Origin of the sequence: Gelidibacter pelagius (assembly GCF_017581925.1) — a bacterium.
Classification (GTDB): Bacteria; Bacteroidota; Bacteroidia; order Flavobacteriales; family Flavobacteriaceae; genus Gelidibacter; species Gelidibacter pelagius.
In genome coordinates, this window is sequence record NZ_JAGEVG010000012.1 from 20,748 (window position 1) to 47,301 (window position 26,554).

A 26,554-nucleotide genomic window follows, 5' to 3' on the forward strand; every position below is an offset into this window, starting at 1 on the left:
ATATAAATAACCAATATTATAAGTTTAGGGAAATTTTGTTTTAGTGTTTATTTCCCTACTATAAGGCGAGAGTTGAATTATCGCTCTCGCCTTTCTATTCTTGCGTAGGCAGGAATCTCTAAAATAATTTAAACAATTGATTGTCAAAATTGATTTTTTAATGCTGTGAACAGTTTATTAAGATAGACTGTTTTAAAATGAGTATTAACAAAAAAAATATTCCCGTTTGCATGGGAAGCACTATTATGAAAAAAGCAGGAATAATAATGATCATAGGCTCCTTGCTATTATTGGGTCTCTTTAAATTCCCATTGTGGAATATTATGCTCGGCGCACCACAGTACCCAGATCCACTTGGGATGAATATTTATATTCAAGGTATAGAAGGTAACGAAGAGTTTGATATTCAGAACATTGATGGTCTTAACCACTATATTGGGATGAAAACCATTCCCAAAGTTGAAGAGATGTGGGAATTTGATGTATTTCCAAAGGTTATTGGGTTTATGGTGGCTCTTGGCGTCATCATTGGTGTGCTTGGTTTCTTTGGAAAAGTGAGCTATAAATGGTTCCTTGGGTGGTTTGTATTAATGTCTGTTTTAGGGGCATTAGGAATGTACGATTTCAATTTATGGTTAATTGATTATGGTACTGATCTAGATCCCAAAGCGATTATGGCATACACCCATCCAGATGGTACGCCAATGACCTATAAACCACCACTGATAGGCTATCAAAAGATGCTGAACTTTGATGTGGATTCTTGGCCAGCAACAGGAGCATATATGATATTTGTTGGAATGTTGCTTACTGTAGTAGCCTTCTTTGTTGGGAAAAAGGAATCCAAAAAAGTTGCTTAATTTGTGCTAAAGCTAGTGTTGAACAAATTTTGATTTGATTGCCAATATTATAAAAATATAAACAAATGAAACAGTTTTTTTTCCTAAGTATTATCAGTCTTTTATTAGCGTCCTGCAACGTGAGTCCGCAGCCTATAAATTACGGGTCTGATGCCTGTCATTTTTGTGATATGACCATTGTGGACAAGCAACATGCCTCGCAATTGGTGACTACAAAAGGTAAAGCTTATAAATATGATGCCATTGAATGTATGGTTCATTCCGTACAGGATGAGTTTAAGGATACTGAAATGGCTTATTATTTAGTGGCAGACCTCAATGCACCAGGTGAGTTGATTGATGCTACAAAGGCCACTTATTTGGTCAGTGAACGATTGCAAAGCCCAATGGGAGAAAATCTTTCAGCATTTTCAACTGAAGAATCTGGAAAGAAAGCCCGGGAGAAATTCACTGGAGATCTCTATTCCTGGAAAGAAATTCAGGACCACCTGAAAATTATAAAATAGAAAAAGGGCTTCAGCAGTTCCTGAATGACTAAAAATCTCCAAGATTTGCTGAAGTTTTTTTATTAATTTCGAAATCACACTGATTTTCTAAAGTTTTATTTTTTTAATCTTCTCGGAAGAGAATGACTTCATATAGCTTAATTTTAACTTCATTTTGAAAAATAAACACTACATAATCTTCTTTTTAGCGGTATTGTTTTGCATGACCAGCGTATGGGCAAAAACAATCACTGTTTGTTCCTCTTGTTCCGTCAAAACAATCCATGAAGCGATTCAGCAGGCATCGGAAGGTGACACTATTCTGGTTAAAAAAGGAATTTATAAGGAGGCCAATTTAAAAATAGATAAAAGTATTACGCTAATCGGTGAGGACCTTCCAACGATAGATGGGGAAGAAAAAGGCGAGATTATAACCATAGGCGCGGACAACGTGACGCTCGATGGGTTTAAAATTATTAATGTAGGCGTTAGCTATACCACCGATTATGCCGCTGTACGCGTTGTAAATAGTTCTGGATTTGTCATTCAGAATTTAGATCTTGAAAAACTCTTCTTCGGAATTTATCTTCAAAAATCCAATAATGGAAAAGTTCTGAACAATACTGTTAAAGGAGAGGCTGTGACTGAATTTAATTCAGGTAATGCCATCCATTTGTGGCATTGTAGTAATGTGGAAGTACGAGGTAATGATGTCCGAAATGTTCGTGATGGGATTTATCTTGAATTCTCTGATAATATAACCATCACTGATAATTTCACCAAAAACAACGTGCGATATGGACTTCATTTCATGTTTAGTAATAATAACAAAGTGCGCAATAATGTTTTTGAAACCAATGGTGCTGGAATAGCTTTGATGTTTTCGAAATTCATGGAGGTGGAACACAATGTCATTACTAAAAACTGGGGAACCGCATCTTATGGTTTACTGTTGAAGGAGGTAACCGACGTTAATCTTAAAAACAACAAATTTATAGAAAATACGGTGGGAATAACGGTTGAAGGGAGTAACCGTTTGGTATATGCCAACAACGATTTTATAAGCAATGGTTATGCCATAAGAGTTAAAGGTGCTTGTTATGAAAATCAAATTATTAAAAACAACTTCCTATATAACTCATTCGATATTTCCTATAATGGAAGGATCCACGACAATAAATTTGATAATAATTTTTGGAGTAATTATACAGGCTACGATTTGGACAAAGACGGCATAGGCGATGTGCCCTACCGACCCGTAAAGCTTTTTTCATATATAGTGAATAGAACCCCAGAAGCCATAATTTTATTGCGAAGTCTATTTATTGATCTTATAGATTTCTCAGAAAAGGTTTCCCCAGTTTTCACCCCAGATGATTTGATGGATGAAAATCCAAGAATGAAACGCATAGACCATGATAAAAATTAAGGAATTGTATAAAAAGTTTGGAAAAAATGAGGTTCTAAGTGGCCTCAATTTAGAAATCGGAGAAGGTGGGATTTTCGCCGTCTTAGGTCCAAACGGATCTGGCAAAACAACCTTGATCAAATGCTTGTTGGGCATGGTAATTCCAAACAAAGGGGATGTCTCTGTGTTAGGTGAGAACATAAAAAAAGATTCTAACTACAGACACAAAATAGATTATCTACCCCAAATCGCCAATTTCCCCAACAACTTAAGAGTGAAAGAATTAATTACAATGATTAAAGATCTACGTGGCAAGACTAACTTGGATCAGGAATTAATCAGCTTGTTTAAATTAGAGCCTTTTTTAGATAAAAAATTAGGAAATCTTTCGGGTGGTACCAAACAAAAAGTAAACTTGGTATTAACCTTTATGTTTGATAGTCCATTGGTGATATTGGACGAACCAACTTCAGGTTTAGACCCCATTTCATTATTAAGATTAAAAAAATTGATCCAGGCAGAGAAAGCCAAAGGTAAAACCATTCTGATCACCTCGCATATCATGAGTTTTGTTGAAGAGATTTCAGATGAAATTGTATTCCTTTTAGAGGGTAAAATATACTTTAAAGGAACGATTACCGAACTTAGAGACAAAACCAATCAACCGGATTTCGAACATGCCATCGCATCCATATTAACAGACAATCATGTTTAAAATATTAAAATATAGTTTTTACGATTTAATGCGCAGCCGTTGGAGCTACGTGTATTTTGCATTTTACTTATTACTTGGTGTTGTGTTGTTGTTTTTAAACAACGACTTGTCCAAAGCGGTCATCACCTTAATGAACGTTATTATTGTTTTGGTGCCTCTAATAGGAACCATTTTTGGCGTCATGTACTATTATAATTCCAAGGAATTTACAGAGCTGTTATTGGCACAACCCTTAAAACGATCATCGATTTTCCTGGGTCAGTATCTCGGTGTAGCCATTTCGCTGTCCATGAGCTTGATTTTAGGATTGGGCATCCCGTTTGTTTTTTACGGTTTGTTTATGTCCAATGCCATTTGGGATTTTTCCTTATTACTTATAACAGGAACATTTCTGACCCTCATATTTACAGCTTTGGCCTTTAATATCGCTTTATCCAATGAAAATAGAATTAAAGGTTTTGGTTATGCCATTTTATTATGGTTGTTCTTAGCCATTATTTATGATGGCATCTTCCTAATGTCACTGATTATTTTTGAAGATTATCCTTTGGACAAACTTTCTTTAATTGGAACCATGTTAAACCCCATAGATCTATCTCGTACTTTAATCTTGCTTAAGTTGGACATTTCTGCCTTGTTAGGTTATACCGGCGCGGTATTCAAGCAGTTTTTTGGAACCAATTTCGGATTGATCGTATCTTTTTCGGCATTGACTTTGTGGGTGATTTTACCGGTTTTGAGAATCACCATGAAAGCCAAGAAAAAGGATTTTTAAACTTTTAGTGATTGGAATTGGATTGTGATAATTATCATATAAAATTTAGAATATGATACTTAACTTTGTACCATGATTACTACCATTGCACATAAAATTACAGCCTATGTTTTGGTGTTTATATTATTTGCACATAATATCAATACTCTAATGATTATAGGTGATTTTTTGGCAAATCAAGCAGTCATCGCAAAAAACCTGTGTATTCAAAAAGACGACCAACAAGGCTGTAATGGGAAATGTCAATTGACCAAACAGATTGTAGAAAGTACACCAGATTCCAATACCGACTTGCCAGCACAAGAAACAAGGCGTATGTCCTTGGATGCCTTTTGTTTGTATACAATTCAAGTGGCAGAAACTCAAACGGAGATCTTTTCTGCAACAAAGAACATACCTTTTGGATACACACCGTCCATTCTTCTTCAGTATCAGGATATTGATACCCCACCACCCAACTTTAGTTAATTTTTTAGGTATAAAAACCTTGTTTTTTCCTTTTCTGGCTTGTTTTTACACGCGAGCAGGGGACTTTAGAACTTTTTTAAACTTTATCATTAGTGTCCGATAAATGATATAATTAGTTATAAACCTATTCAAAACATAGGATGTTACTTGATTTTCAAAATGACTCCTTACTCTTTAGAAACCATTTCTATGGAAATTGATTGGGCAATTTTAGCTGAAACAATATCTAATTGTTAATTAGTTACAATCAGGTCTTGATTTTATATCGAACAACAATGAAACTTAATACTCAAAAAAATGAAACTAAAATATATCATCCCAATTCTTTTTATCACCTTATTTACAGTGTCATGTTCGAGTGATGACGATAATTCAGACACCATCATCAATGAGGTTGAAAATCTTAAAAAAATACAAGAACTGACCAACGCTACACATTCTGTCGAATTATTCAACACTTCTGGTAAATTTGAAACCGGTTATAATGCAATAACTATCCGAATCAAGGACAATGCCACCAACAATTATGTTGAAAACGCTTCCATATCTTGGATGCCCGTAATGCAAATGTCCACAATGAAACATTCGTCTCCAAAATCTGATATTACTAAATCTTTGGGTCAGAAAACACTTTATGAGGGATTTATTGTCTATCAAATGGCTAATCTCGATGGGTCAGGGTGGTCTTTAAAAGTTGATTATACAATAGACGCCATTAATTATTCTGTCCATTCAGATATTACCGTGATGCAAAGCGAGTATCAAAACGTGACCAGTTTTATGGGTGCCGATGACAAACGCTATATCATTGCTATGATAGAGCCAAGATCTCCTAAAATAGCTATTAACAAGTTGAAATTGGGTTTGTTTCAAATGGAAAGCATGATGTCATTTCCAGTTGTTGCAGATTATCAAATAACCTTGGATCCACGCATGCCAGGAATGGGAAATCACAGTTCACCTAACAATACCGATTTGAACTATAATTTGGCAGAGAAAATGTATGAGGGGAATTTGTCCTTAACCATGACTGGCTATTGGGTACTCAATCTAAAGTTGTTGAATGATTTTGATGAGGTTTTGAAAGGTGAAAATGTCACCGAAGAACATCCGAAGAGTTCCCTTTATTTGGAGCTTGAATTTTAACCCATCCTTTTTTACAAATTTTACAAAGCTATCTGAACACATCGTTCTGTCAGGTTGAGCGCAGTCGAAATCAAATTGAACTTTTCGACTCTTCTCATTCTGACAGAAAGGATAGTTTTTATAACCACTACGACAATGAAAAAGCTCATAACAGCTGTGATTTGGATGTTTTGTGGCGGATTTATCTTCGCTCAAGAATCCCATGACACTAAAAAAGATACGACCAAATTAGATGAAATCACTTTGGTTGGCAGACGTAAATTAAGTAATTATCGACAAGAAAAAACCTTATCGAGTATTGATGATTATTTAGAAAAATCGAATAAAATTACTATGATCAAGCGTGGCAATTACGCTTGGGAACCCGCCATGAACAATATGAACAGCGAGCGGTTAAACGTGACTATTGATGGTATGCAGATATTTGGGGCCTGTACTGATAAAATGGATCCCATTACCTCTTATGTTGATGTATCCAATTTGCAGAAAGTAAGCATCGGCTCAGGACAATCAGGATCTGAAAATGGGCATACTATCGGAGGAGGTATCGATTTGCAGTTACCAAATTCTAAATTCCAAGGTTCCGGATTAAAAACAAGTGTCGATCTGGGCTATGAAACCAATGGCAACTATAGAACGGGTGGTTTGGATCTGGAATATTCTGGTGCTATATTCTATCTCAATGCTGATGGCATCTATCGTAAGTCAGATAATTACGATGCAGGAAATAATGAGGAAGTGCTGTATTCGCAATTTCAAAAATATAATATTTCGCTGCAAAGTGGCTATAAATTGAATGAGCATCACACATTAGAGGCAGCCGTCATTTATGACAAGGCAACTGATGTCGGATATCCTGCACTGACTATGGACGTTTCGCTTGCCGAAGCACTGATTACTTCAGTAACGCATAAATATGAAAATGATTCGACCTTTATTCAGTCTTTGGAGTCTAAGCTTTATTACAACACCATCACTCATGTAATGGACGATTCCAAACGTCCAGATGTGCCTATTCGCATGGACATGCCTGGATGGAGTGATACTTATGGGTTTTATAGTAAAGCGTCTATGCAGGTGAGCAAACACGCACTTGAAGTCAATCTCAATGGGTTTTACAACCGCTCCTGGGCAGAAATGACTATGTATCCCAACGATCTCAATCAATCTGCTATGTTTATGTACACATGGCCAGATATTCGAACCTTGTATTCAGGTATTTACGCTAAAGATACTTATGCTATTAATGATCATACTTCTTTATCAGCAGCCTTGAGGGTCGGATTTCATCAAAATGAGATTGCCAAAGAAACCGGCTTGGAAAGTCTTCAAATATTCTATCCGGAAATTGGAGCTCTAAAAAACAGAGCCTTGTCCAGTTTTACAACCAATTACCTATATAAAAAAGAGCATTATGATGTGTCTTTTGGAGCAGGTTATGGTGAAAGAGCACCATCAGTCAGCGAAGGTTATGGGTTTTTCCTCTTCAATAGTTTTGACAACTATGATTATATAGGCAATCCGACCTTAAATAACGAAAAGTCTATTGAAGCCAATTTTAAAGCGAATTACCACGAGAATAATTTTCATATAGGATTGGAGACCTCTTATTTTTATATCATGGATTATATCATTGGAAATATAGATGAAAGCTTGAGTGCAATGACTATTGGTGCTGATGGTGTAAGAGTATACGATGCGCTTTCAAATGCCAAAATATTTAATGTGTATTTGAATTCATCTTACAAGCTTTCAAATTCATTTTCAGTAAATGGAACTGTGGGCTACAATTATGGAAGTGGTAGCAATGGCGAGAACCTACCTTTGATAAAACCCTTTTCCTATTTGGCGGAAGTGAACTATTCAATTCCAAAATTTAACGCGGCGTTACAATTGGAAGGTAATGGCAATCAAACCCGATATAGCAGTTATTATGGCGAAGATGAAACGCCATCATACGCGACTTTAAACTTAAATTTAGGCAATGAATTTAATCTCAAGACCAATAAGGTGGTCTTGAAATATGGGATAGAAAATATTTTGGACACTAATTATTCAACTTATGCCGACTGGAATAATATTCCACGACAAGGCCGAAATTTTTATATAAATATGTCTTATGTAATCTATTAGATCAGCGCCAGAACTCATCACTCACATTGTCTACAAAGCGTTCGTCATGATGAATGTCTTCAATGAGTGCCAATTGTGCTTCTGTAGCGTTCTTTTGGATTTCGGGAAAAAGTATACGTTCTTCAAATCGGATGTGCTGCTCTAATTCCTCTTCAATTTTATGAAGGGACTTTTCAATATCCTTTTCGTCATTGAAGAGGCGTTTTAGGCGTCTGTGCTCAGCCAAGGCACGTTTTACCAATTCATTGTCTGCTTTTAAAAGCGGGAAGATATGGGCTTCTTCAAGTTCAAAATGTGGAATCAGTTCATTTTCAAAAAACCAATCGGCGTAGGTTTTAATGCGCTCAATTTCGATGTTTTTGCTGAATCCACTTCTGATTTTCCAAGAAAGCAATAAACCATGATGGTGCTCTCTGCTGAAAGGTTGAAGTGCTTTATGTCGTTTTAACGGTTTTTGTTTCATGATTGATAATATTTAAGATAAAAATTAAAATGCCTAAGGGCAAAAGAATACTGCTAATGAAAAGCAATAAATAATAGTTGGGTAACATCCCAAGGGCAAAATAGTAAAAAAGACCCTGAATAAGCAATAAAACCTCAGTTGCAATGAATCCGATGATGAAACAATAGATTCCAAAGGTCAAAGGCTTGCTTTTAATGGAAATCAGGTTTGAGCTCAAAAGGAATGCAAACAAAAATCCTGTGATGACTCCTAACATCATCAAATGGATAAAACCAATCACAAAATTGTGATACTGGTAGGCCATTCTCGAGATGGTGGGCACGATAGAACTGGTTTGTAGAGCTATTTTCATGATAAAAGAAATGAGTGCCAAAGCATACATCGATTTGATCAGTGTTGGTGTCTTCCTCCAGAATTCCTGCCAGTGTGGACGCAGCAATAAGATAAAGTAATATCCTGATAAAAGCTGTAATAATGCACCCAGTCCATTAATCCATAAAAGTATAGAATGAAAGGCATACCAACTAACAGGTAAGGCAAAGGTCAGTACGGTGGAGGCAATAAGTGTGATGAAAAAACGCTGAAAAAGCGGGGTGCCTTTTATATTAAATTGATGTAGGAATACCGCTAAAACAGCAAACATAAACCAACCATTAAACTGAAAATGCAGGAAAAACTGAATAGCTATTTGAAAAAATGCAGATTCTATCCCCAATTTTGCAGCCGCTGGACCTAAGCACCAAATACCAATAGTAGAAATGAACATAAAAACTAATGAAGCCTTCAGCAGTAATTGTATAGGTTTTGAATGGATTTTGTGATGTTTCCATATCAATCGGATAAACAGGTAGCTACATATAATATGCAAGGTTGAAAAACTAATGGAGATGGCAGCGTATCCTTGAAATGGAAAACTGACCATCATGCCAATCACGGCAATCTCCGTGAGCCAAAATAGACGGTTATAAACCGGTTTCTTATCTGGGATAAAATGATGGATTAGCAGCACATATAACATGAGATATACCCAACCCAACATTGCGCCATGCGAATGGGCATGCATCAGGCTCCTAAATTCAAAGGGTAGGGGTTTTACAAATTCATGAAGGGGAATCACAAAAACATACCGTAACATCAAACCCATTATGGCTGCGACCAAAAAGTTTATGAGACATACGATAACGAGTTTTTTCTGCATTTAAGAGGTTTTCATCATTCAATAAATGAATCCACTATGATAGGATTTTTTTTGATAAATAAAGAATTTATAAAGAAGAATTCTTTAGTCATTCTGTATAGTGTCAGGCTATGATGTTTCAAAATTAAATAGAAAAACACTCCCTAATCGTATCTTTTATTGCGGTACTTGAATTTCTTCAAAGAAGCATACAAATACCACAGCAGGCCAAGAAACGAAAAAGAAGTGTCTTATCAACAATTAAAACCAAAACTAATTGAGAGTTTGTTCCAGCGCAATTGCTTTAGGGAACAATATATTATTTTCTAAATGTATATGTAGATGTAAATCCTTTTCAAATTCATCCAACATGGCAAAGGTTACTTTGTACGTGTTGCAGGCATCCGCTGGTGGCGTATAATTATTTGTCAGTTCCACGATTTTTCTGAAGCGATCACCTTCAAGTTCATGATCATGTTTCATCAAGGCAATTGGATTTTCTACAGTTGTAAATTGTGGCGATTCAATTTTAGTACCTTCCATTTGGGCCTTCACCATACGCTTTATAAAAGGGAAGAGAATAAGTTCTTCTTTTTTCATGTGAGATGCCATCTCTTTGGCACAGCCGATAAAAAGTGTTGTAATTTCTAAAAGTTCAGGATGTCTTTGTCCGTGTACTTTACAAAGTTTATCTAAAAATTGACGTAATATTGGTGTTTTTTCTTCAACATATCGGTGGTGTTTCTTTTCGATATATTCTGCCAACAAATCCAATGGCCATGATTTATAGTCAATAGATTGTTGGTTGTTTGAAATTTGAATTTCCAGGAGTTTACCGAGTAATTCCTCGACCTCGATATTATTTTTTTTGCATACCTCTTCAACAGTTCTATCACCTTTACAGCAAAAGTCGATACCATAGTTTGAAAATACCGCTGCGGTTCTAAAGTCGTCAGCCACAAACTGACCGATCTGTTTTTGTGCGTCTTTATGTAATGTTTCCATAAATTTCTTCCCATCCTCTATAAACAAGGATTTTTTCGGGTGCTTATTAATTAGACAATTATTATTTCGGATAGTTTTATCCTATTTATATATAAATTTTTTTTTTTAAATTTTTAAAAATGAAGCCCCAGATTTGATGTCTAAAGCCAGTTGCTCAAGATTAGTGCTTTCCAACATTAGTTTTAACTCGTTGCGTATCACTTTAAATTGGTCGTGGACAGGGCATGGGTGATTCTCATCACAAACGTTCAAACCCAAACCACAACCGTGATAAATGCTGTCGCCGTCAATGGAATTTACAATTTGAGACAGTTTGATTGAGGAAATCTCTTCTTTCGGAATTTCGAATCCACCATGAGCACCTTTTACTGAATTGATAATGTCGTTCCTTACTAAGGCTTGAAGTATTTTTGCAGTAAACGCTTCTGGGGAATCGATTTCTTTAGCAATCTCCTTTAAACTGACCCGATTGCCATCATAAGAGTTCAAGGCTATATAGATAGATGCTTTAATACCGTATTCGCAAGCTTTTGAAAACATATTGGGTTTTTAATTTAAACAAATATACATTAAAATTTAATTCGGACAAAATTATCCGCATTAAAACATTGCTAATATTTTTAATCACAATCAATCGTACCTTGGACCATATCAACAACCGGCGCAGGGGATATATAAGGAATACCTAAGCCCATGCCTCGAAGAATAAATAATAGACCTATGACCACTACAAATACTGGAATTGCTTTTTGAATACGCTGTTTTACTGTGGTATTTAGAAATTTTCCGAGATAAATGGCTGATGTCATCAACGGGATGGTACCTATACCAAAGAGTGCCATATATAAACTGCCTTTTAGGGCGCCTTCCATGCCTAAAGAAGCAAAAACTGCCATATAGACAAGTCCACAAGGCAAAAAGCCATTTAGGAATCCGATAGTCAAAAAAGTGTCCGCAGTTTTTTTCTTAAAAGCTTGGCCCAGAGCTCTCTTCACTCTAGAAATCAGCTTATATATAGGTTTCGAAAAATTGTATTTATTGAAAATTTTTGTAGGCATGAGAACGACTACGATCATCAAAATACCAATAAATATGGAGAGTTGTTGTTGCAAGCCAAAAATATAAAGACTTTTTCCAACCAATCCGAAGAAGAGACCTATAATACTATAGGCTAAAAGCCTTCCGAAATGATAGGTGAAAATCTGGAAAACTTTTTTGGCGGAGTTTTCACGATCTACAGGTAACATAAAGGCGATTGGCCCACACATGCCCACGCAATGAAAACTTCCTAAAAGACCAAGTATGACCGCAGACCAGAGCATTTAATAGACAATATCTTTTTTGTACAAATACAAATTTCCGTTATATTGCCAATCCACTTTAATGTTCCAACGACCACCTAACAAACTTTTGTCAGGTATGAGCAAATTATGGTCAGACAATGAAATTGCACTTTCAAAGTCTAATTGTTTATTAGATGGTCTATATAGGAACACTTTTCCTGTGATTTTTGATAGCTCCATATCTTTCGGAAAACTAAGAATTATGCCTTCCGGAACGCGTTTCCAAGTAATATCCTCTTTTAGATGTTGCGCGTTTTTCTGTTTGTTCATGTCGTTTTCAAACTCCAATTCCTGATTGTAGTAGTTCTCAACCACCAAATCATGTTCATACTTTTTGTTGACGGTCATTGAAATAACAAAATACAATATAAAGCTTATAAAAAATATAAACGCCAACACAATCCCTGTACCCCAATTAATTTTCATAATCCTTTATGCCTGCGAAGGCAGGCATCTCTTTTTAATTCGTTAATATTTAGTTTCTGAAACCTCCACCCCTGAAACTTTGGGAGTAAAACCTTCCCGCTTATTTCGTTCTTTCTCTGCGACGCTAATTATAACTTCTCGGTCCCAAAAAGTTGACAGAAGTGGTTTCAATCAGTTCATCATCACTGTAAACTTCAATCATTACTTTATTCTTGTCCGATTTTAATTCACTTTGGTCAATTTCAATAAACATGGTGCCTTCTGCTAATCCTTGCATAGGAACGATAAAACGATCCTCTGCGGAAACCACCTTGACAACGCCTTTATAACCTCTCAATTTGAAATTAATTTCTGGAATATCCTTCGTGGTCTTATTGATCAGTTTATAGGTGAATACATTACTGATAATGTTATTTTCCTTGTGTTCATATAATTGACCAGGAAGTCTTAATACACGCGCTTCTACATCATTTCTCAACATTAACATGCCTATAAGAAGACCTGTTAAGATCACTAAAACCGCAGAGTATCCTTTGAGGCGTGGTGTAAATTCGAATTTCTTTTTCTTTTCAATATTTTCTTCACTGGCATATCTGATCAGGCCTTTCGGAAGGTTGATGCTCTCCATGATATGGTCGCACTCGTCAATACACGCCGTACAGTTGATGCATTCCAACTGTGTGCCATTTCTGATGTCAATACCTGTTGGACACACATTCACGCATTGAAAACAATCAATGCAGTCTCCAAAACCAAGTGCTTCTCTATCTTCGTTTTTACGGAATTTTTTTCTACCATTTTCACCTTCTCCACGTTTGTGGTCATAAGCAACAACTATCGATTTATTATCCAATAATACGCCTTGTAATCTTCCATAAGGACAGGCTATTATACATACCTGTTCTCTGAACCATGCAAACACAAAGTAAAAGACACCAGTAAAAATGAGCAAGGGAAGTAACGTGCTGGCATGGGCCACCGGACCTTCGGCGATATATACCAACAATTTATCGCTGCCAATTAAAAACGCTAAAAATACGTTCGCAATGACGAATGAAATGACCAAGAACAGAAACCATTTGAAACCTCGCTTTCTGATCTTTTCCGCATTCCAATCTTGTCGATCCAAACGCATTTGTGCACCTCTGTCGCCTTCAATGGCGTATTCAATCCGTCTGAATACCATTTCCATGAAAATGGTCTGTGGGCAAATCCATCCGCAGAAAATACGGCCGAAAGCCACTGTAAACAGGGCGATAAAAATCACACCTATCAACATTGAAATGACAAAAAGATGAAAGTCTTGAGGCCAAAATGGAAAACCGAAAATATTAAAACGGCGTTCTAAAATGTTGAACATTAAAAACTGGTTGCCGTTGATTTTAATAAATGGTGCGGACAAAAAGAAAGCCAAAAGCACATAACTTACCCACTTCCGATAATCGTAAAATTTTCCGCTTGGTTTTTTCGGAAATACCCATTTTCGGTTACCTTCTTCAGTGAGTGTACCTATTGAATCTCTAAAGCTTTCGTTTTCAGGAGTCTCCACAGTATTTTATATTTTATCCCGAAGGACATGATCGGTTTTTCAAAATAAAAAGCCGAATGATTTTAATCTATTCTTCTACCCAGATATCACCTTCCGGATCTTTTGGATTTGCAGGTGTTGTTCCTTGAAAAGTCAGGATGTAACTTGATACCTGAGCCATTTCAATTGGCTTTAATGTCGATTTCCATGGAATCATTCCTTTTCCACTACGCCCACCTTCACTCACGGTATGGAAAATGTTTTTGATTCCACCACCCAAAATCCAATGTTCGTCTGCGAGGTTTGGACCAATTCCACCGCCACCATCTGGCATATGACAAGCTACGCAATAAGCATCATAAACGACTTTTCCATTAGCTAAATCAGCCGGATCTGTCATAACGGTTACAGAGTCAAAATCGACCAGATCTTTGGCGTTTTTCTTATACTCTTCCAATTCCATTTTTGCGAGTTCTAAAGTGGAATGTAATTCGTCATATTGGGTTGGCCCGTTAAAGACATGAAAACGCAACATATAAACCACTGCGAAGACAATTGAGGCATAAAAACCATAGCGCCACCATGGTGGAAGATCGTTGTCTAGTTCTTTAATACCATCATAATCATGATCAAGGATGATTTCACCTTCTTTTTCAATGGGCTTTGAACCCAGCATCTTTTTATAGGTTTTTTTGACCCATTCCACAATTTTTGGAGTCGATGTTTTAGTGGTCAGATACCTCGCTTTAGCGTCTTCATCCAAACTTTGAAACATGACATTCTCCAAAGCGGCAATAATAGCTTCAATACCTATAATGAGAAGCAATACAAACCCTAAGAACAATAAAATCATGGGATTGTTCATAAATGCGGGATCGTGCGGTGTGCCCACAAAGAGTTCTACAATGACCCAGATAATAAAGAATAGTACGGGTACCCTAACGTATGCTGGAATTAAATTTCTCATAATTGTGTATCGTTTTGGTTGTCTAAAGGAATGTCGCTCATTCTATCGATATATTCTTTTTTTGCAGTCAATACCCACCAAAAAAGCGCTACGAAGAAAATGAAAAATATGAGCAAGGAAATCAATGGATATATTTCTATACCTGAAATACTGTCCATATGGTTTTTTATATATTTCAACATAATGGTTAGTTTTGTGTTGTTTCTAAATCTTTGACTTTAATATCAGTTCCAAGGCGCTGTAAATAGGCGATAATTGCCACAATCTCACGATCGCGCATTTCAACGAAATCATCGCCGCCATTGGCTTTATCTTTTTCGTAAGCCTCTGCAAAAGCAGGATCACCGTAAAGGTTCTCTTCAATCTGAGTTCCTTGTTCTGTCATGCTTTGTTGTGCATTTGCAACGTCTTCTTCCGTATATGGCACTCCTAAAGTCATCATGGCCCTCAATTTTCTCTCGGTTACAGACTTGTCCAATTTATCTGTGATCAGCCATTTATAACCAGGCATAATGGAACCAGAAGAGGTACTTTGTGGATCATACATGTGGTTAAAGTGCCAACTGTCAGAGTATTTGCCACCAATTCTGTGTAAATCAGGTCCTGTACGTTTACTTCCCCATAGGAATGGATGGTCATAGACATACTCACCAGCTTTTGAGAATTCACCATAGCGTTCTACTTCATCCCTAAAAGGTCTAATCATTTGAGAGTGACAGCCAACGCAACCTTCTCTAATATAAAGATCTCTACCTTCAAGCTCAAGGGGGGTGTATGGTTTTACGCTCGTAATGGTTGGAATGTTTGAGTCTATCACTAAGGTCGGTACAATTTGAACAATACCACCAATAAGGATGGCTATTGTTGCTCCAATAGTCAATTGAACAGGTCTACGCTCTAACCAACTGTGCCAGTGTTCGCCAGCAACCATTCCTTTAGAAACGCGTTGTAACGCAGGAGCTTCTGCAAGCTCATCAGTAACTTCGCTTCCTTTTCTTACTGTTTGAATAATATTGTAGATCATGACGATCATTCCCGTCAAGTATAAAGTACCACCAATAGCACGCATCCAATACATTGGCATAATTTCGGTAACGGTTTCCAAGAAGTTACCGTAAACCAAAGTACCATCAGGATTAAATTGCTTCCACATACTTGCTTGGGTAAAACCAGCAACATACAACGGTAATGCATACATGATAATTCCTAATGTTCCTATCCAGAAATGGAGGTTGGCCATTCCAGTAGAATATAGTTTCGATTTGGTCAATCGAGGAATCAACCAATAGATCATCCCAAAGGCTAAGAATCCGTTCCAAGCTAAGGCAGCAACGTGCACGTGCGCAATAATCCAGTCGGTATAATGAGCAATGGCGTTTACGTTTTTAAGCGATAACATTGGTCCTTCAAATGTTGCCATACCGTATCCAGTAATCGCTACCACCATGAATTTTAAAACAGGATCAGTTCTTACCTTATCCCAAGCACCACGAAGTGTCAATAGTCCGTTGATCATCCCTCCCCATGAAGGCATTAATAACATGACTGAGAATGCGACCCCTAAATTTTGTGCCCATTCAGGTAATGCTGAGTATAATAAGTGATGCGGTCCTGCCCAGATATAGATAAAGATCAACGACCAGAAGTGGACTATGGAAAGTCTATAGGAATACACAGGTCTGTTGGCTGCTTTAGGTACAAAATAGTACATAAGACCTAAAAACGGTGTGGTCAGGAAAAACGCTACAGCGTTATGCCCATACCACCATTGTACCAGGGCATCCTGAACTCCTGCATAAACAGAATAACTTTTAAAGGCACTGACCGGTATCTCTAAACTATTAAATATATGAAGTACGGCAACCGTAACAAAAGTGGCAATGTAAAACCAGAGCGCAACGTACAAATGACGTTGTCTTCTTCTTAAAATAGTCCCGATTAGGTTCCATCCAAAAACAACCCAAACAAAGGCAATGGCAATATCGATTGGCCATTCTAATTCAGCATATTCTTTTGATGTTGAAAAACCTAACGGCAGAGTAATTGCCGCGGCAACAATGATTAATTGCCATCCCCAAAAGTTGATGTTACTTAGGGTATCACTGAACATCCTGGCTTTTAGCAAACGCTGTGATGAATAGTAAACCCCAGCAAAAATGGCGTTACCCACGAATGCAAAAATAACCGCATTGGTGTGTAAAGGTCTCAACCTTCCAAAACTCAACCATGATATGCCATCGGTAAGGTTAGGGAAAAGGAATAGAAAAGCTAATAAGAGTCCCACGATCATCCCAATAAGCCCCCAGAACAAGGTGGCATAAAGGAATTTCTTAACGACTTTATTATCGTAATAGAATTGTTGCATTTCCATAGTAAAAAAATTATTCTTGGTTAGTTAGTTTTGATTTTTTTAAAGTTTTTGGTTTTTCTTTTACTAATTCGTCTTCAAAAAGCATACGTACAGACGGTGTGTAGCTATCATCATACTGTCCGTTTTTTACGGCGAAAATGAAGGCAACAAAAAAGATGACGGCTACTAAAATGCTCAGACTCAGTAATAAATATATAACACTCATACCTGATAGAAGTTATGGCTCAAAATTACGTTTGACGCTTTTATTATTTTATGATATTTATCATGTTTCAGATATTCGAATTACGAATATCGGAATATTTTTATAAACTTTCTCCTTTTATTACCGTGTAATTCCTACGGGTTATTAAGGTGGTTTGGCATTTAAATCTCCCAAGGCCTCATATTTTAAATGATGAAATAAGAACATGCCTATCAATACTGCATTCTATTTCAATTTTCGCGCAGTTAAGTTTGTAGCGATAGTCGTGAAAACCACAATACTAATCGAGCTTAAGGGCATCAAGATGGCTGCAACAACAGGTTCCAATCGTCCGGTTACCGCAAAAGAGACGCCCACGACATTATACATAAATGACAGTACAAACGCCCATTTCACAATTTTAATGGCCGATTTTGACAAGTTAATAAAATCGCTGAGACTATTAAATCTTTCTGCATCCAAAATAGCATCACATGCAGGAGAAAATACATTCACGTTTTCTGAAAGTGCAATTCCAACGTTACTTTGTGCAAGAGCACCGGCATCATTGAGACCATCTCCAATCATCAATACCTTAGCACCTTCACTTTGATGATGTTTGATATATTCTAACTTATCATCGGGTTTTTGATTAAAAAGCAATTTGGTCCTTGCCGGAAGCAATTTTTTCAAATTTTCCATTTCGCCTTCATTATCACCAGAAAGAATGGCCAAATCATAGTTCTTTTTAAGCTTATTGAACAACTGCGACAAGCCTTTTCGATAACTATTATAGAAGGTGTATTTTCCTTTGTAAGCATCGTTGCTACTGATATGGACTGATGTGTTCAGGGCAGCTGCCTCGTTTGTTCTTCCAACAAAATTTGCAGAGCCGATTTTCATGCTGTCTTGTTGGTGCATCCCTTGAATGCCTTGACCTACATGCTCTTCAAATTGATCGAGCATGATGATGTCATTCTCTTCTAAAAGATCATAAAGCGTTCTGCTCAGTGGGTGGTTGGAACCTCTCAAAGTGTTTTTCAATAAAACCTCTTCAGCTATCGAAAGGGAATCCCCTTCGTAAGTTGCTGTGCTTTGTTTGTTGGAAGTGATAGTTCCAGTTTTATCAAATATGATGGTGTCTATCGCTGCCAACTGTTCAATAACAGTGGCGTTTTTTAAATAGAACTTATGTTTGCCAAAAATGCGAAGGATATTTCCAAGTGTAAATGGTGCTGCGAGGGCAATGGCACACGGGCAGGCAATAATCAAAACTGAGGTAAAAACGTTTAATGCCTTACTGGAATCAACAAACAACCAAAATGCTGTAGAAATAAAGGCGATGCTCAGAACGACAATGGTAAACCGTTTACTGATCAGGTTGGTCAATGTGGTAAATCCGTCTTCCTTAACTTTATTGAACACATCATTGCCCCACAATTGGGTCAGATAACTTTGTTCCACACTTTTTAAAGCTTCCATTTCTATACTTCCAGAAGTCTGCTTGCCTCCTGCAAAAAGCTTATCTCCAGAGATTTTACTGACAGCATCTGATTCCCCTGTGACAAAACTATAATCTATTTTTGCTCTTCCTTTGATGAGCACACCATCTACAGGAATCAATTCCTCATTTCTGATCAGCAATCGGTCGCCCTTTTTAATATCATACACTTGAATTGGATGTTCCTGACCAGCTTTGGAAATTTTAGTAATGGCTATTGGAAAATAGGATTTATAGTCGCGTTCAAAAGATAGAAACGAATAGGTTCTTTGTTGAAAGAATTTGCCCAATAATAAGAAGAACAATAAGCCTGTTAAACTATCAAAAAAGCCCGATCCGTGGTCGAAAATGATATCAAAAGTGCTTCGTAAAAAAAGCACGATAATTCCTAATGCAATAGGCACGTCAATATTCAATACTTTGGCGCGTAAGCCTTTGTAAGCAGAGATATAGTAATCTTGTGAAGAATAAAAAACCACAGGTAGTGAAAATGCAAACATCAACCACCTGAAAAATGGCTTGTACTGGTCGAGCCAAAACTCTTTCACTTCAAAATACTCGGGAAACGACAGGAACATCACATTGCCAAAGGCAAATCCAGCAATTCCGAGTTTGTAAATTAAGGAGCGGTTAACCTGAGTTTTACCAGTGGAGAAATCTTCTAAGCTGATATAAGGCTCATATCCGATGGAACTCAGTAAAATGACCGCTTCTTTTAAGCTGAAATTTTGAGAGTTATATTGTAGTCGCACAGTTTTCTTGCCGAAATCTACTTGCGAATTTGAAATATGGCTATTGAGTTTATTTAGGTTTTCAAGAATCCAAATACAGGAACTACAATGGATTTGTGGAATATAAAGTGTTGCTATTTGTGATTTGCCATCATCAAACTCCACCAATTTATCAATAATGTTCTGTTGGGAAAGGAAGTCGTATTTTCCTTGAATATCTTTTGGAGTTGTGCCTGGTGCAGATTGGAGGTCATAATAGCAAGTGAGGTCATTTTCTGAGAAGATTTCATAAACCGTCTTACAACCTTGGCAACAGAAAGTTTTCTCGTCAAAAAAAATAGTGGACGAATCAGAGAGATCTCCACAGTGGAAACAAGTTGAAGATTCCATAATTATGCTCTTTTATACCTTGCGCAAAGGTCGCAAATGATTATCATTTAAACTATGATAATTGTCATGTTTTTCTTAATTTTGGGGGTCAATAAACTAGGTATGAGTAGATGTGAGCAATGCATTGCACGTCAATTGAATTCGATGAAAACCTTGACAAAAGATGAACTCAAAGAGGTAGCTGCATGCAAGAGAACAATTTTTTATAAGAAAGGGGAAGTCATTTTTGGTGAAAATGAAATGCTCTCTGGCGTTTATTGCGTGAGAGAAGGCATTTGTAAAATGACAAAATTGAGCGCCAATGGAAAAGATCATACTGTCAAATTAATGGGTAAGGGCAAATTGATAGGCCAGCGCTCCGTGATTAGTGAAGAACGCACCCATTTAAGTGCGGTGGCTCTTAATGATGTTGAGCTGTGCTATGTGCCTAAAGATCAAATTTTGGGCAGTATTAAATCCAACCAAGAATTTTCTTTTAATGTGTTGCAGAATTTGGCCCAAGACTTAAGGGAAGCCGAAGGTGACCTTATCAATATGGCCCAAAAATCTGTGAGACAGCGTCTGTCTGAGGCTTTGACCTATGTTAGTAAAAATTTCGGAGAGACCGAAGAAGGTTATTTGAACGTCAACTTATCCCGCGAAGACTATGCAAGTATCGTTGGAACGGCTACGGAATCTGCCATCAGGATTCTATCCCAATTTAAAAAGGAAGGTCTGATTTCTACCTCAGGTAAGAAAATTAAAATTGAAAAGTTAAAGGAGTTGGAACGTGTGGAGTAAGAGGTATTCTATATTCTTTTGAACATTGTAAAACACTGTTCTCAATTCAATTCCAAAAATAAACCCCAAAGCTTTTAATGCTTTAGGGTTATTCTCAAAGTTTTTTCAAAGTATTCTCAATATTTCGAATCACTAAGACTCGTTTTTAGATTTTATCTCTGTAGCTTTCATTTCTCCATCAAGAGGTGCATTTGCATTCTTCAAATATTTATCTAAAAACTGAAGCACTCTGCTATAGGCTTCAATTTGATTTTCTTTTTTGATAAACCCATGACCTTCATCCTCAAAGAGGACATATTCAACAGGAACTCCATTTTTACGGACCCCGGCCACAATTTCATCAGATTCTACCTGTAAAACCCGTGGATCTTGAGCGCCCTGTAAAACGATCAATGGCTTGGTTACTTTATCTGTATGGAACAACGGCGAAATGCGCTTGAGCCGTACAGAATCTTCTGTAAATGGATCACCCAATTCTAAGTACAATGATTTTCTCATAGATTCCCAATAAGGAGGAATACTTTTTAAAGTTCTGATCCAATTGGTCACGCCAAATAAATTGACCCCCACATCAAATTCTTCAGGAGCGTAGGTTAAGGCTGCCATGGTCATATAGCCACCATAAGAACCTCCAATAATTCCAATTTTATTACCATCGATTTCCGGTTGGGTGGCGAGCCAATTTTTGCCTTCCACACAATCCTGTAAATCTTTTTCACCGTGATTCAAATCGTCCATTTGGTAAAAAGTTTTACCGTAACCACTACTGCCTCGATTGTTGACGGCCAGAACGGCATAGCCATGATTGACCATATATTGAATAAACGAACTAAAGCCTTGACGAGATTGTCCACCAGGACCTCCATGCACCCAAACCATTGCTGGTACTTTGTTGTCCTCTGAAGCTTGATGAGGGAGGTAGTAAATGGCAGGAATTTCCACACCATCAAAGGATTTATAGCGAATGACCTTGGCAGTCACCAAATCTTCTGGATGAATGTCCTCGTTAAGGACATTGGTCAGCTGATGTTGTTTTTTGGTTTTAAAATTATACGTGTATAGATTGGATGGCATATTGGATCCACCAACATATAGGCGCATCCATTGTTCGTCATCACTGAAACCAACGCTGGTAATGCTTTGATCTCCGAAATCAGGCAAATCAATAGGAGCATTCGTGGCGACATCTATAACTTCAATGGCGTTTTTGCCATCTTCATTCACATAAACGACCATATACGTGCCGTTTTTGGTGAAACCTGCACCCATAATATCCCATGATTTTTCAAGGACCTGAGTTTTTTCCTTTGTTTTGAGATCATATTTCATTAAATAGGAAAACTCTACCCCATCATCTGTGGTATAATAAAGTGCACTACTGTCATTGGAAAAGTCTTGTGCCGAATTGCTGCTCTGGTTACTGTTGACTTTCGACTTCTCTCTTGTTTGTACATTATAAACATATAAATCGCTGTCATTGGTGTTCAAAGATTGTGCTAATGCAATAAAGTTTTTGTCCTTTGAAATCCCGCTGAAATTTAAGCCATCATTATTTTGATAAATCATTTTTGAGTTAAAGTTGGAAATATCCATCTCATAGACATCAAAGAATTTCGGATTCATTTTATTGGATCCGAAGTAAAACGATTTACCGTCATCAGCCCAACCATAGAATTGTGATTTTGCTCCTTTCTCTGGGGTCAAATCTTTAATAGTGCCTGTGGTATCACGTAAATAAATATGATCGATTTCATCCCCATTGCCATCTGCTGATAATAGCATACGGTCATCATTTGGGAAAAATGATTCTGCAAAATAAGACGTGCTGTCAGAGGCGGTAATGGGTGTGTAGCTGCCTCCAGTGGTCGGCACCGTGTAAACATTAAAAATTCCTGATCGGTTGCTTGAAATCAAGAGTTTGGAATTGTCAAAAGAAAAACTGCCACCAGTTACGGCTTCGTTATCCATAAACTGCTCAATGGTGTACTGCTCAACTTTGACGGCAGTATCCTCTTTTTTTTCATCCTTTTGGTCCTTGCAAGAAAAGCAAAGAAGAATTGTAATCGCAAAAATGAAGTGTTTCATGATTTTAGTGTTTTAGTTGGTTGGTATGCGGAAATATCTTAGACCTCAGATTTACATCGCTATTTCAACGCGTTGGCTTAAAGATAATAAAAAGGTATTATTAGATTCATAAAATAGATGTTAATAGATTTATCAGTCGCGCAAAATGTCGTATTTTTATGATGCTATGACAAAAAATACAAACACAAAACGAAAAGGTTTTGTTTTCAAGACTTATGAAGCGCCTTTTCAATCACCTTTTGATAAACTTTTCGAGATTTTTAAGGAGCTGATTACCCATACTTCTGGTGATTTTGACGAGGCTATTGATTGGTTGCGGGAATTGGATAAGGAGTACAAATTGACCACTGCAGAATACACCATTGATGATTTTATCGAAGACCTTAAGAAGAAAGGTTATATAAGAGAAGAAATCGATCCGGACGGAAACGGTGGAATAACCATTACCTCAAAAACCGAGCGTGCCATTAGACAACAAGCACTTGATCATATTTTTGGGCAGATCAAACGTAGTGGACAGGGCAACCATAAAAGTAAAAGCCCTGGAATAGGTGATGAGCATACGGGCGACTTTAGAAATTATCAGTTTGGTGATGCTTTGGACAAGGTGTCTATAACCGAAAGTTTAAAAAATGCTCAGATCAATCATGGCATTGGTGACTTCAGCCTATCTGAAGAGGATTTGGTGGTTGAAGAAACTTTGCACAAATCCCAAATGAGTACGGTGCTAATGATTGATATCAGTCACAGTATGATTTTATACGGTGAAGATCGGATCACTCCTGCAAAAAAGGTAGCAATGGCTTTGGCCGAATTAATTACTACCCGTTATCCGAAAGACACCTTGGATATCTTGGTTTTTGGCAATGATGCATGGCAAATAGAAATTAAGGACTTACCATATTTAAAAGTGGGGCCTTATCATACCAACACCGTTGCCGGATTACAATTGGCTATGGATTTATTACGAAGAAAACGAAATACCAATAAGCAAATCTTTATGATTACCGATGGAAAACCGAGCTGTTTGCGACTTCCAGATGGTCAGTACTACAAGGACAGTGCGGGATTAAATCCGTATATCGTGAATAAATGTTATGCCATGGCGCAACAAGCCAGAAGATTGCATATTCCAATTACCACCTTTATGATTGCGCAGGACCCCTACTTGATGCGTTTTGTAACTGAATTCACAAAAGCCAACCAAGGGAAAGCGTTTTACACAGGACTGAAAGGGTTGGGTGAGATGATTTTTGAGGATTATGAGACGAATAGGAAGAAGCGGATTAGAGGATAGAATGCTGGAAGTTGGAAGCACGAAGCACGAGGTTCACTCAACCTGCAAGCTTTCTAAAACCTTGTAGTTTAAAATTAGATAAATAACGAATTCAAATTGATGTAAATAAATTCTGAAATTTTTGTGTCAGAACTTTTTTATGTAGACAAATAACATATGAAAATAGAAACTATAACAACATTAGGCGAACTAAAAAACGCCAATTATCAAAGCAAATCGATAAAAGACGAATTGCGAGACAATCTGATTCAGAAAATTAAAAATAAAGAGACCTCATTTGAGGGCGTGCATGGTTATGAGAATACGGTGATTCCTGAATTGGAACGAGCCATTCTTTCCCGTCATAATATCAATTTATTGGGATTACGTGGCCAAGCTAAAACTCGCTTGGCGCGATTGATGTTAAATCTCTTGGATGACTATATTCCGGTGGTAGAAGGTTCTGAAATTAATGATGATCCTTTACATCCAATTTCGAGATATGCCAAGGAATTGATCAAGGAAAAAGGCGATGATACACCTATTGAATGGTTGCACAGAAGTGAGCGCTTTGCCGAAAAATTGGCAACTCCAGATGTTACGGTTGCCGATCTTATTGGTGATGTGGATCCGATCAAAGCAGCGAATTTAAAATTGAGCTACGCCGATGATCGCGTGATCCATTACGGTATGATTCCGCGCGCCAACCGTTGTATTTTCGTAATTAACGAATTGCCGGATTTACAAGCGAGAATACAAGTGGCATTATTTAATATTCTTCAAGAAGGTGATATTCAAATTAGAGGTTTTAAATTAAGACTGCCATTGGATATTCAATTTCTGTTTACTGCAAATCCTGAAGATTATACCAATAGAGGAAGTATTGTGACCCCGTTAAAAGATAGGATTGGCTCTCAAATCTTGACGCATTATCCAATTGATATAGAAACGGCACGATTGATTACGGAACAAGAGGCGAGAGTAGTAGAAGGGCAGAATGACATGGTTACGGTTCCTGATTTGGCTCGGGACCTATTGGAACAAATTGTTTTTGAAGCACGGGAAAGCGAGTATATTGATTCCAAAAGTGGTGTGAGTGCCCGTTTGAGTATTACCGCTTTAGAAAATTTAATGAGTACCGCAGAACGTCGCGCTTTAATAGCAGGCGATGGAAAGACAATGGTGCGTTTAAGTGATTTTGTTGGGATTATCCCATCCATAACTGGAAAGGTGGAGTTGGTTTATGAGGGTGAACAAGAAGGTGCAGCCGCTGTCGCTTATAATTTGATCGGAGAAGGTGTTAAAAGTCTCTTTGAGGAGTTTTTCCCTAAGATTGAAAAGCTAAAGAAAGAAGACGCTGAAACCCCTTATGACGATATTGTGTCTTGGTTCTTCAATCAAAAGGACGGCTTTGAGCTTTTGGATGATTTGAATGATACAGACTATAAAAATTTATTGGATACCATATCACCATTAGACGAATTAATGAGTGAACATCAACCTAAATTAACTAAGGAAGAAAGTTATTTTGTTAAGGAGTTTGTGCTATGGGCCTTGGTGGAATTCAAACAATTGAATAAATTCAGATTTTCAGAGGGCATTCATTTTAAGGATCCTTATGGAAGTTTTATAAGTGGTATTTAAAAGAATACGTCACTTTTAAGCGTCGGAAAAGAGTCGTTTTAAAAATAAGTTAAAACAGCATATAACACGCATCAAATTAGAGTTTTGGTGCGTGTTTTTTTTATCATTTATGGCATGGATTTAGCGCGTTCCTCTGGATTTCACATTATTTTCGCATAGCGTAATAATTTCTATTATTCTTTTTTTTCGAGTGATCTCTCTTTTAGCCTGATTTAGCCAATACAAATAGTTTTTTCTGTACGAGGGCGCGAAATCTTGATAGTTCTGAAACGCCTCTGTGTTTTTATTAAATTCGATTTGAAGATCTTCAGGAATGATGCCGTTTTCAACCGCATCCAATGCGGTCCAACTGCCATTTTGTTTTGCAATTTCAATAGTCTTAAATCCGCTGTCATGCATTAAATTATGGGATGTCAATTCTATAATATGACGTTTATTTAAAGCACTCCAAACGCTTGTAGCATTTCGTTGTGTAAAATACTGACGACGTTTGCCATCTCCCAAACTCCTTGCAGTGGAATCGATCCAACCATAACACAGTGCCACCTTTACCGCTTCTTCCCAACGCATGGAATCTTTTTCGTGGTCTATCTTGTAGAAAATTAGATGCACACCTTTACAGGAAGAATGATTTTCATGGAGCCATTCTCGCCATTCGTGGTCTGATTTAATATAGAGTTCTTCGAGATTCAA

At 37.2% G+C, this 26,554-nt stretch carries 25 protein-coding genes; 11 read left to right on the top strand and 14 right to left on the bottom strand.

From position 1 onward, the window contains the following. Positions 1 to 245 precede the first annotated feature (245 nt). From J4051_RS11070 to J4051_RS11105, 8 genes are all read left to right on the top strand, one after another. Positions 246 to 860, top strand: a complete 615-nt coding sequence (locus J4051_RS11070) for a hypothetical protein (protein WP_208234052.1) — start codon at positions 246 to 248, stop codon at positions 858 to 860. Positions 861 to 925: 65 nt separating this feature from the next. Next, a complete protein-coding gene (locus tag J4051_RS11075; protein WP_208233940.1) occupies positions 926 to 1,366 on the top strand; it encodes a nitrous oxide reductase accessory protein NosL in 441 nt (146 codons plus the stop codon). A 202-nt stretch (positions 1,367 to 1,568) separates the two neighbouring features. Then, positions 1,569 to 2,774: a nitrous oxide reductase family maturation protein NosD gene (locus tag J4051_RS11080; protein WP_208234053.1), complete on the top strand. Its 1,206-nt coding sequence runs from the start codon at positions 1,569 to 1,571 to the stop codon at positions 2,772 to 2,774. Continuing rightward, positions 2,761 to 3,468, top strand: a complete 708-nt coding sequence (locus J4051_RS11085) for an ABC transporter ATP-binding protein (protein ID WP_208233941.1) — start codon at positions 2,761 to 2,763, stop codon at positions 3,466 to 3,468. The genes J4051_RS11080 and J4051_RS11085 overlap by 14 nt, the downstream gene beginning before the upstream one ends. Further along, complete coding sequence (locus J4051_RS11090; protein WP_208233942.1) at positions 3,461 to 4,243, top strand: ABC transporter permease; 783 nt, start codon at positions 3,461 to 3,463, stop codon at positions 4,241 to 4,243. The genes J4051_RS11085 and J4051_RS11090 overlap by 8 nt, the downstream gene beginning before the upstream one ends. 72 nt (positions 4,244 to 4,315) lie before the next feature. Next, positions 4,316 to 4,711, top strand: coding sequence for a hypothetical protein (locus J4051_RS11095; RefSeq protein ID WP_208233943.1), 396 nt, complete (start codon positions 4,316 to 4,318; stop codon positions 4,709 to 4,711). Positions 4,712 to 5,008: 297 nt separating this feature from the next. After that, positions 5,009 to 5,857 carry a hypothetical protein gene (locus J4051_RS11100; protein ID WP_208233944.1) on the top strand — a complete coding sequence of 283 codons (849 nt, stop codon included), beginning with the start codon at positions 5,009 to 5,011 and terminating at the stop codon, positions 5,855 to 5,857. A 135-nt stretch (positions 5,858 to 5,992) separates the two neighbouring features. After that, positions 5,993 to 7,990, top strand: coding sequence for a TonB-copper family protein (locus tag J4051_RS11105; protein ID WP_208233945.1), 1,998 nt, complete (start codon positions 5,993 to 5,995; stop codon positions 7,988 to 7,990). A gap of 1 nt (position 7,991) precedes the next feature. Here J4051_RS11105 and J4051_RS11110 read toward each other — a convergent pair whose 3' ends face one another. The 12 genes from J4051_RS11110 to J4051_RS11165 all read right to left on the bottom strand — a co-directional run bounded on the left by J4051_RS11110 (position 7,992) and on the right by J4051_RS11165 (position 20,076). Continuing rightward, a complete protein-coding gene (locus J4051_RS11110) occupies positions 7,992 to 8,453 on the bottom strand; it encodes a hemerythrin domain-containing protein (protein WP_208233946.1) in 462 nt (153 codons plus the stop codon). After that, positions 8,425 to 9,651: a hypothetical protein gene (locus J4051_RS11115; RefSeq protein ID WP_208233947.1), complete on the bottom strand. Its 1,227-nt coding sequence runs from the start codon at positions 9,649 to 9,651 to the stop codon at positions 8,425 to 8,427. Before J4051_RS11115 ends, J4051_RS11110 begins: the two co-directional genes overlap by 29 nt. Positions 9,652 to 9,903: 252 nt before the next feature. Further along, on the bottom strand, positions 9,904 to 10,635 hold the full coding sequence (ric, locus tag J4051_RS11120; protein WP_208233948.1) for an iron-sulfur cluster repair di-iron protein: 732 nt from the start codon (positions 10,633 to 10,635) through the stop codon (positions 9,904 to 9,906). 105 nt (positions 10,636 to 10,740) lie between these two features. Next, the gene (locus J4051_RS11125; RefSeq protein WP_208233949.1) at positions 10,741 to 11,175 is read right to left on the bottom strand and encodes an RrF2 family transcriptional regulator; all 435 of its coding nucleotides are present in this window, start codon (positions 11,173 to 11,175) and stop codon (positions 10,741 to 10,743) included. 80 nt (positions 11,176 to 11,255) lie between these two features. Beyond that, positions 11,256 to 11,957, bottom strand: coding sequence for a sulfite exporter TauE/SafE family protein (locus J4051_RS11130; RefSeq protein ID WP_208233950.1), 702 nt, complete (start codon positions 11,955 to 11,957; stop codon positions 11,256 to 11,258). Beyond that, positions 11,958 to 12,404, bottom strand: a complete 447-nt coding sequence (locus tag J4051_RS11135) for a FixH family protein (protein WP_208233951.1) — start codon at positions 12,402 to 12,404, stop codon at positions 11,958 to 11,960. Between the two features lie 124 nt (positions 12,405 to 12,528). Next, positions 12,529 to 13,953 carry a cytochrome c oxidase accessory protein CcoG gene (gene ccoG, locus J4051_RS11140; protein ID WP_208233952.1) on the bottom strand — a complete coding sequence of 475 codons (1,425 nt, stop codon included), beginning with the start codon at positions 13,951 to 13,953 and terminating at the stop codon, positions 12,529 to 12,531. Positions 13,954 to 14,020: 67 nt separating this feature from the next. Continuing rightward, positions 14,021 to 14,899 (bottom strand): cbb3-type cytochrome c oxidase N-terminal domain-containing protein, encoded by an 879-nt coding sequence (locus J4051_RS11145; protein WP_208233953.1) that lies wholly within the window; start codon positions 14,897 to 14,899, stop codon positions 14,021 to 14,023. Beyond that, on the bottom strand, positions 14,896 to 15,081 hold the full coding sequence (locus tag J4051_RS11150) for a CcoQ/FixQ family Cbb3-type cytochrome c oxidase assembly chaperone (RefSeq protein ID WP_208233954.1): 186 nt from the start codon (positions 15,079 to 15,081) through the stop codon (positions 14,896 to 14,898). Before J4051_RS11150 ends, J4051_RS11145 begins: the two co-directional genes overlap by 4 nt. A gap of 5 nt (positions 15,082 to 15,086) precedes the next feature. Further along, positions 15,087 to 17,270, bottom strand: a complete 2,184-nt coding sequence (gene ccoN, locus J4051_RS11155; protein ID WP_208233955.1) for a cytochrome-c oxidase, cbb3-type subunit I — start codon at positions 17,268 to 17,270, stop codon at positions 15,087 to 15,089. 10 nt (positions 17,271 to 17,280) lie between these two features. Further along, the gene (ccoS, locus tag J4051_RS11160; protein ID WP_182201961.1) at positions 17,281 to 17,475 is read right to left on the bottom strand and encodes a cbb3-type cytochrome oxidase assembly protein CcoS; all 195 of its coding nucleotides are present in this window, start codon (positions 17,473 to 17,475) and stop codon (positions 17,281 to 17,283) included. 225 nt (positions 17,476 to 17,700) lie between these two features. Next, entirely contained in the window at positions 17,701 to 20,076 is a 2,376-nt protein-coding gene (locus tag J4051_RS11165; protein ID WP_208233956.1) for a heavy metal translocating P-type ATPase, read from the bottom strand. A gap of 102 nt (positions 20,077 to 20,178) precedes the next feature. On the opposite strand from J4051_RS11165, the gene J4051_RS11170 reads away from it, so the two are divergent. Further along, positions 20,179 to 20,856: a Crp/Fnr family transcriptional regulator gene (locus tag J4051_RS11170; RefSeq protein ID WP_208233957.1), complete on the top strand. Its 678-nt coding sequence runs from the start codon at positions 20,179 to 20,181 to the stop codon at positions 20,854 to 20,856. Between the two features lie 132 nt (positions 20,857 to 20,988). On the opposite strand, the gene J4051_RS11175 is transcribed toward J4051_RS11170, so the two are convergent. Next, complete coding sequence (locus J4051_RS11175; protein WP_208233958.1) at positions 20,989 to 22,941, bottom strand: S9 family peptidase; 1,953 nt, start codon at positions 22,939 to 22,941, stop codon at positions 20,989 to 20,991. A gap of 166 nt (positions 22,942 to 23,107) precedes the next feature. On the opposite strand from J4051_RS11175, the gene J4051_RS11180 reads away from it, so the two are divergent. After that, positions 23,108 to 24,238 (top strand): vWA domain-containing protein, encoded by a 1,131-nt coding sequence (locus J4051_RS11180; protein ID WP_208233959.1) that lies wholly within the window; start codon positions 23,108 to 23,110, stop codon positions 24,236 to 24,238. A gap of 156 nt (positions 24,239 to 24,394) precedes the next feature. Continuing rightward, positions 24,395 to 25,861 (top strand): MATH domain-containing protein, encoded by a 1,467-nt coding sequence (locus J4051_RS11185; protein WP_208233960.1) that lies wholly within the window; start codon positions 24,395 to 24,397, stop codon positions 25,859 to 25,861. Positions 25,862 to 25,981: 120 nt separating this feature from the next. On the opposite strand, the gene J4051_RS11190 is transcribed toward J4051_RS11185, so the two are convergent. Then, the gene (locus J4051_RS11190; RefSeq protein WP_208233961.1) at positions 25,982 to 26,554 is read right to left on the bottom strand and encodes a YdeI/OmpD-associated family protein; all 573 of its coding nucleotides are present in this window, start codon (positions 26,552 to 26,554) and stop codon (positions 25,982 to 25,984) included.